The organism is Microcoleus sp. Aus8_D2, assembly GCF_036702665.1.
Taxonomy (GTDB): Bacteria; Cyanobacteriota; Cyanobacteriia; order Cyanobacteriales; family Microcoleaceae; genus Microcoleus.
The window spans coordinates 4,786-11,870 of sequence record NZ_JAUBUN010000037.1 but is presented as its reverse complement, the minus strand read 5'-3'; the positions used below and the strand labels follow the sequence as shown (position 1 = coordinate 11,870).

The window sequence follows — 7,085 nt, the reverse complement described above, 5'->3', positions numbered from 1 at the left end:
TCACTACGAACCTCTAAGAAGGACTAAAGTCCTCACTACGAACCTCTAAGAAGGACTAAAGTCCTCACTACGAACCTGTTTTTTAGTGGTGGAGCGAGGGAACTCGATCTGATTTCTTGTCTACTTGCTAAAGGCATCCTTGATGCCGTCAACAGCGCGCTCTACAGCATTCTTTGTGTTATCTACTGCTTTTTGAGTGCGAGCTGAATCTTCTTCTGCTCTTTTCTCAATTGTAGCTGCATCTTTCTTGGCTTTGCGCTCTACTACACTACCATCTTCTGATGCTCGATCGACTTTAGCAGCATTTGTCTTAGCTGTTTCCTTCACTTTCTCTTCTGTATCTCGGATGAAATTCTTGGCTCGTCCCGCATCTGTGCTGGCTTTGTCTTGAACTTTATCTCCCAAATCTGCGGCTGCGATCGAGCTTACAGCAGGAGATGCCATTGCTGCGGTGTTTGAGAAAAACCCACCCTGCCAAACAAAGGCCATCGCTGACACGCAAAGCACAGTTGCAGCCAGATAGCGCCCTACAGTCGAAAGCCGTTTGGTAAAATAATTCAGTTTCATAGAATACAAAATGAGAGATTACATCCTATTTCTACTCGATTTGGGCGATCGGCTAAACCATTCTCCAGATAGAGGTTATCCAGCGACGATCTGTCCAAAAAAATCCGTCTTTTGATAGATTGAAGCAAAAAACGTCAGTCGATTTTCCATTTTTCGATTTTCCATTTTAGATTGAAGAATTGACTGCAAAGCCGCGCTCTGGGAAGTTTAACAAAGGTCTGTTGATTTTGAGATTTTAGATGGAAGAATTGACTTGCAGCTCCGTGAATCTGCGGGACTCTCCCGCTGTCAGTTGTTCGCGGTAATTTTAAGTAATGTGCGATCGACTGTCACGCATTTAAACTGTTGACTGTTGACTGTTGACTCGGACACTTTCCCCACTCTCCCCCTCTCGGGATCTACCATAACGAGCAATTTACAGGCGCAGCAGCTTAATTTGTCCTCGCTTAAATCTCACGAAGCATTAATTTATATAAATAAAAATTGACGGACAGGCAGTATTGTGTTATTAACAGCTTTTTTCTGGAAGACAAATCCATTTTTTTGCTATATTGACCTGCAATAAAGATAATGGTTTTGATTAGATGAGGAGTTGAACGGATGAAAAACTTGAATTACTGGAACAAACCCGCTGCATTGCTGGGCGCGATCGCGCTCGTAGCCGGAAGTTGGCAGCCGATTGCGATCGGTGTTACCACCCCACCAACATCCACTACCAGTCAGGATGCTGAAAATATTTCCATTGAAGATAGCGCCACCTTTCAAATAGCCCAGGCTGACACCCTTTGCCGCAAAGTCACTCCCAAAGAAGGTTTGACCGTTCGCCAGAATCCAGACCCCAAATCCGCGAGAGTTGGCGGTGTAGCAATGAATACTCAAGTAACGCTGTTCCAAGGCGCTACTTCTGTTAAAGCCTCCGACGGCCGCCTCTGGATTCAAATTACCGCTCCCGTAAAGGGGTATGTAGCTACCGGATACCCCAACAACGAGGCTAATTTAGGTTCGTGCACAATTAGTCAAACTCCTTCCCCAGCACCAGCACCAGCACCAGCACCAGCACCGACACCAGCACCAGCACCAGCACCAGCACCAGCACCAGCACCGACACCAGCACCAGCACCAGCACCGACACCAGCACCAGCACCAGCACCGACACCAGCACCAGCACCAGCACCAGCACCAGCACCTGCACCTGCACCAGCACCAGCACCAGCACCTGCAACGGGCCCGGTAAGTCTGTGCCGCCAAGTAGAACCTCGCGTAGCGCCGAAGGGTCTAGCTATCCGCGCGGAGCCTTCAAAGACTGCGGCAGTTAAAGGCGGCGTAGCGGCTAACGGTCAAGTAACGCTTGTGCCGAATTTCCAGTTAGTGAGAGATAAGAATGGAGAAGACCGCAATTGGGTTGAGATTTCAGCCCCTGTGCCCGGATTCATCTCGGCTGGAAACTTGATCATGTGCAAATAAGATAGGAATTCGATCGCTCTTTTTTACTAAAAGGGCGATCGTCCTGGAATTTTGGAGGTTGCCGCGCGGAGCTCGCAATGCTTCGCAATGCAAGGATTTTGGATTGCTTCCACGGTCAAGATCCGGGGGGTTGCGAGCGGGATGCGAAGCTTTTTTCTACTTACAGGAGCCGGCCGCCCAATTTTGATGTCCGCGATTTGGCTGACACTTCGATTGTCGGCCTATCCACAGAATTTCCCATTTATTTTGCCTGAATCCGAGCTCGATGCGGTGCTGCATTCCAGCAACAGAATCGTCAGCTAAACCGACGACAGTATGCACGATTACTGCGGTTTCTCGTGTCGGATATTCCACAGAAATTCCATCGCTTTTTCTGCCTTCAGATTCTCGATCGCCGCTAAATAGTTTAGCTGCGATATCTTTGGGGTTAGAGACGGTGATTTTGCGATCGCCCAGAAACTGTTTGACGTTAATTGATTCGTAGTTCGATCGAGTTGCAGGCTGTGAAAATGCTGCAACGGGAAGTTGGATGCAGGTGAAAACAGCGAGGAAAAAGAGCGAACGCTTGACAATTGATTTGTGCATTAGGCTTGAGTTTGTGCTAGAAATTTTAGTCTCCCAGAGGCGAAAGCCGCCACATCTGCCTGGGTAAATTGGGTTTGTTGCCATGATGGACGGGAGATTAGCCGATCGCACCAAGCTTGAATTTTAGGATATCCGTCTGTGGATACATCAACCCAGGACAGCAATGGTATAACAGTACCGGCAACGCATTCGGCATATGTCACATTGTTGCTAGCGAAAAAAGGGCGATCGTCCAGCAAGCCTTCAAAGAATTTCAACACAGTATCGACTTTTTCCTTAGCCTTTGCGATTTCCTGCGGTTGAGGACTTCCCCTGCCCATTTTTTCACTGCTTAGCGGGTAAATTTGCGGTAGAAGTTCGTTAACCGTGACCAATTCTACCATCCTCACAACTGCCACATCTTTCGGTTCTTTTGGCAGCATTGCCGGTTCGGGATACTTCGTTTCTAGATAGTCAAGAATTGCTAGAGACTCGACGACAGTGAAGTCATCATCGACCAAAACAGGGATGCGGTGAAAAGGATTGATTGCGACAAACTCAGGCTGCAAGTGATCGCCGTCCAAGTGGATTTCTACTAATTCAAAGTCGAGGTTTTTTTCTAAGAGGGCGATCCACACGCGGCGGGAGTTGGGGGAAATGGGAGTGTGGTAAAGTTTCATGGCTGGTGGGGGTAATTATTGAAAGGTAATATAGCAATCCTAAATCAGTTTCAATAACTGGTTAACTGGTTCCCAGGTTCTGCCTGGGAACCGATGTCCAGAGGCTCTGCCTCGGCTGCGACAATGGAGGCAGAGCCTCCGGATATGCGTTACCAGACAGAGCCTGGTAACGAGTATAATCTAAAATCTAAAATCTAAAATCTAAACTTCTAACCTTCCTTAGAGCCGTCAACCCAGTCTAAGCCCCAGTTGAAAGCTTTATCCATCTCTCGGTGATCTGTATAATATTTCTCCTTCTTGCTAACTTTAAAAGTCTTGTCATCAACATTCTCAAACAAGGCAATGGCACATCTCGTTATACCATCACTAGGATTATCCAATTGCACTTCGATATCTGCCTGATCAATTACCTTTGGCAATTTGATTTTGACAACACCATTAGCCTCAGACCATTTAGCTATGCCCTCATAGATATAAGCGTAAACTAGAATCCGCTTAAATTCAGCAACCTTGTCGCCATTTATCCGCAAAGTCTCACCTTTATCACCCTTACGGTCATCTTCACCCAGATGAATATACGGAGTTGTAGAGAAATTACCAAAGAATTTGTCTATGGCTTGTATACTGTTCTTTTCTCCATCTTTTAGCTCATACAAGCAACCCAGATCAAGATCAATGGCAGTTTTGCTACCAGTTCCTTGACTCCAATTCAGTTTAACTATAATTTCACCCAGTCCGCCACTTGGCGTAATTATCGGGGGTTTTACAGCCTCTTCCTTTGGTTTATTAGAAACAGGAAAATCTGGCTTTTTATCACTACTTGCTGTAGATGTTACCCCCAAATCATTGCCTACTTCTGACTGTCTAGTTCTCTTTCTAGTTCTCGGAGTTGAATTTAATTTAGGAGGATGCGGAGTTGACTTATTAGTGGCAAAATCAGCGCTTTTTTCAGACTTAGTTAGCAACACAATAGACTCTTCGTTTCTCAGAGTAGTGACCGGTGGTGTTTGTGGAGGAGGAAGCTTAACCACAGTTTTCTGCTCGTTCTCAGCCACACTTTTCTGAGCATTCTCAATAATTTTTTTCAAAACCTCAATTTCTATTGGTTGCTCTTCAAAGTCATAGGTGTCACCTTCATGACGTAAGTAATCAAGAGCAGCACTCTTATTGAAAGTAGATTCATCAAAACGATTGATTAAATTTTGGATGGTGTTGGTGTCTTCGATCAAAATTCCCACTTCAAACTCTGGGCTACTTTCCTTAGAGGTGAGAAAGTTATGACTTCCCAGCATGGCAAAGTTGTTATCACACACCAAAAACTTTTCATGGGTACCCAATTCCTTCAAATTGAGGGACCCAGGATGTTTATTTTGGAGTTCACGCAATTTGGGCAATGCTCCATACCAAAATGTATCTATTTGATCTCTAGCCAGATCCTCCAATTTACCCCAACCAATATCAATCCGAACACCTCGGTTTATGAGTTCTTCGCACTTCTCAATCACTACAGCAGTAGCCCAAGAAGTCAGCCAAGGACATACCAGAATCAATCGCTCTTGAACATTTTCCAGCGCATCACTAAGCACTTTTCGAATTTGACGACGGTTAAACACTAGCCGATCTTCATATTGCTTATCACTGGGTTCATCGACCTGACTTGTGATGATATCAGGTCGATTTTCTAACAGAGACTTTAAATCGTCTAGTTTTTGCTCTATTCTCTGGTTTTGATCAAGCAGGCTGCCATGACTCTCACTCAATTTGTCTAATTGTTGCTGCAACTCTCTCAAGCGTTGATTTTGCAAAGTTAGTTTGGGCTTCTGTTTCTGAGAATTGTCTTTATTGTCATTAGACATAGACACATTACCTCAAATTTTTTTATACAGCGGTTCCCTAAAGTAAGAGTACCTAAGCTCCTTCTGAGTATATCAGTCAGCAAAAAAAAATTTAGCTGTCACCAGGTGACAGCTATTTTGTTTATCAAAAAGGCGGACATTATTGCCCGCCCCATCAAACTAGCGATTAGTAATCAAACGATCGACTTAGTAATCGAAGTCGCCGCCGCCCATGCCGCCGCCAGCGCCAGCAGGAGCGCCATCTTTGGGTTCGGGTTTGTCAACAACGATGCACTCGGTTGTCAGCACCATGCCGGCAATAGATGCAGCATTTTGCAGAGCAGAACGAGTTACCTTCGCAGGGTCAACGATACCAGCTTCAAACATATCGACAAACTCATTTGTCGCTGCGTTGAAACCAACGTTGAACGGCTTTTCTTTGACGCGCTCAGCGATGACAGCGCCATTCAAACCAGCATTTTCAGCAATCCGCTTCAGAGGAGCAGCCAAAGCCCGGGCTACAATCAATGCACCGGTCAATTCTTCGCCCTTCAGATTGGCGTTCGCCCACTCTTCCAATTGAGGAGTTAGGTGAGCCAAAGTTGTACCGCCGCCGGGGACAATGCCTTCTTCGACAGCAGCTTTGGTGGCGTTGATGGCATCTTCAAGACGCAGTTTGCGATCCTTCATTTCGGTTTCGGTAGCTGCGCCGACTTTGATGACTGCAACGCCGCCAGCCAATTTGGCTAAACGTTCTTGCAGCTTTTCTTTGTCGTAGGAAGATTCGGTTTCGTCCATTTGACGGCGAATTTGTTCGCAGCGGGACTTAACAGCGGCTTCGTTACCTTCGGCAACAATTGTGGTGCTGTCTTTGGTGATGGTGATGCGGCGGGCTTTGCCGATCATGTCCAGCTTGGTGTTTTCCAGTTTCAAACCGGCGTCTTCGGTGATTAGTTGACCGCCGGTCAATACGGCGATATCTTCTAACATGGCTTTGCGTCGATCGCCAAAACCAGGTGCTTTCACAGCAGTCACGTTCAACACACCGCGCAGCTTGTTGACAACGAGAGTAGCTAGAGCTTCTTTCTCAATGTCTTCTGCAATGATCAGCAGCGGGCGGCCGGAACGAGCTACTTGTTCGAGTACGGGTACTAAATCCTGTACCATACCGATTTTTTTGTCGGTCAGCAAGATGAAGGGTTCTTCTAGAACCGCTTCCATCCGTTCGGTATCGGTGACAAAGTAAGGAGAGATATAGCCTTTGTCGAAGCGCATCCCTTCGGTGATTTCGAGTTCGGTGGTCATAGACTTCCCTTCTTCCAGGGAAATTACGCCTTCCTTACCCACTTTGTCCATGGCGTTAGCAATCATTTGGCCGACTTCATCGTCGTTACCAGCAGAGATTGAGCCGACTTGAGCGATGGATTTGGAATCTTCTACTTGTTTGGCGTGTTCGGCAATCTTTTCTACCAAGAAGCCGGTTGCTTTGTCAACACCGCGCTTGAGGGCGATCGCATTTGCACCGGCTGCGACGTTCCGCAGGCCTTCTTTGACCATTGCGTGGGCGAGAACGGTAGCAGTTGTGGTGCCGTCGCCTGCTGCGTCGTTGGTTTTGGAGGCGGCTTGACGGATCAGAGCAACGCCTGTATTTTCTACATGGTCTTCTAGTTCGATTTCTTTGGCGATGGTTACGCCGTCATTGACGATTTGAGGAGCTCCGAATTTCTTTTCGAGAACCACGTTACGACCTTTGGGGCCGAGGGTGACTGCTACTGCTTCGGCGAGAATGTCCATACCGCGTTCGAGGGCGCGACGTGCATTTTCGTTATAGATGATGCGCTTAGCCATAGTTTTTGGGGATGAGAGGGTTTGAGATTTTGGATTGGGGAGGGATGTTCGTCATTTGTCCTGTGTCATTAGTTGTTTGGCGGCGTTCGCTTTAAACTAATGACTGATGACTGATGACGGCAGGACT

At 46.7% G+C, this 7,085-nt stretch carries 6 protein-coding genes; 1 reads left to right on the top strand and 5 read right to left on the bottom strand.

All coding sequences use genetic code 11. The features are described from left to right. Positions 1 to 120: 120 nt before the first annotated feature. Positions 121 to 567, bottom strand: coding sequence for a hypothetical protein (locus QUB64_RS24170; RefSeq protein ID WP_333275903.1), 447 nt, complete (start codon positions 565 to 567; stop codon positions 121 to 123). Between the two features lie 600 nt (positions 568 to 1,167). Between QUB64_RS24170 and QUB64_RS24165 the strand changes: the two genes are divergently transcribed. Beyond that, positions 1,168 to 2,031 (top strand): SH3 domain-containing protein, encoded by an 864-nt coding sequence (locus QUB64_RS24165; RefSeq protein WP_333325697.1) that lies wholly within the window; start codon positions 1,168 to 1,170, stop codon positions 2,029 to 2,031. A gap of 156 nt (positions 2,032 to 2,187) precedes the next feature. On the opposite strand, the gene QUB64_RS24160 is transcribed toward QUB64_RS24165, so the two are convergent. The 4 genes from QUB64_RS24160 to groL form a co-directional block, all read right to left on the bottom strand. Then, the gene (locus QUB64_RS24160) at positions 2,188 to 2,616 is read right to left on the bottom strand and encodes a hypothetical protein (protein ID WP_333275906.1); all 429 of its coding nucleotides are present in this window, start codon (positions 2,614 to 2,616) and stop codon (positions 2,188 to 2,190) included. Next, entirely contained in the window at positions 2,616 to 3,275 is a 660-nt protein-coding gene (locus tag QUB64_RS24155) for a glutathione S-transferase family protein (protein ID WP_333275908.1), read from the bottom strand. Before QUB64_RS24155 ends, QUB64_RS24160 begins: the two co-directional genes overlap by 1 nt. A 209-nt stretch (positions 3,276 to 3,484) precedes the next feature. Further along, a complete protein-coding gene (locus QUB64_RS24150) occupies positions 3,485 to 5,131 on the bottom strand; it encodes a phospholipase D-like domain-containing protein (RefSeq protein WP_333275910.1) in 1,647 nt (548 codons plus the stop codon). A 186-nt stretch (positions 5,132 to 5,317) separates the two neighbouring features. Then, complete coding sequence (gene groL, locus QUB64_RS24145) at positions 5,318 to 6,958, bottom strand: chaperonin GroEL (protein ID WP_333275912.1); 1,641 nt, start codon at positions 6,956 to 6,958, stop codon at positions 5,318 to 5,320. Positions 6,959 to 7,085: the final 127 nt, after the last annotated feature.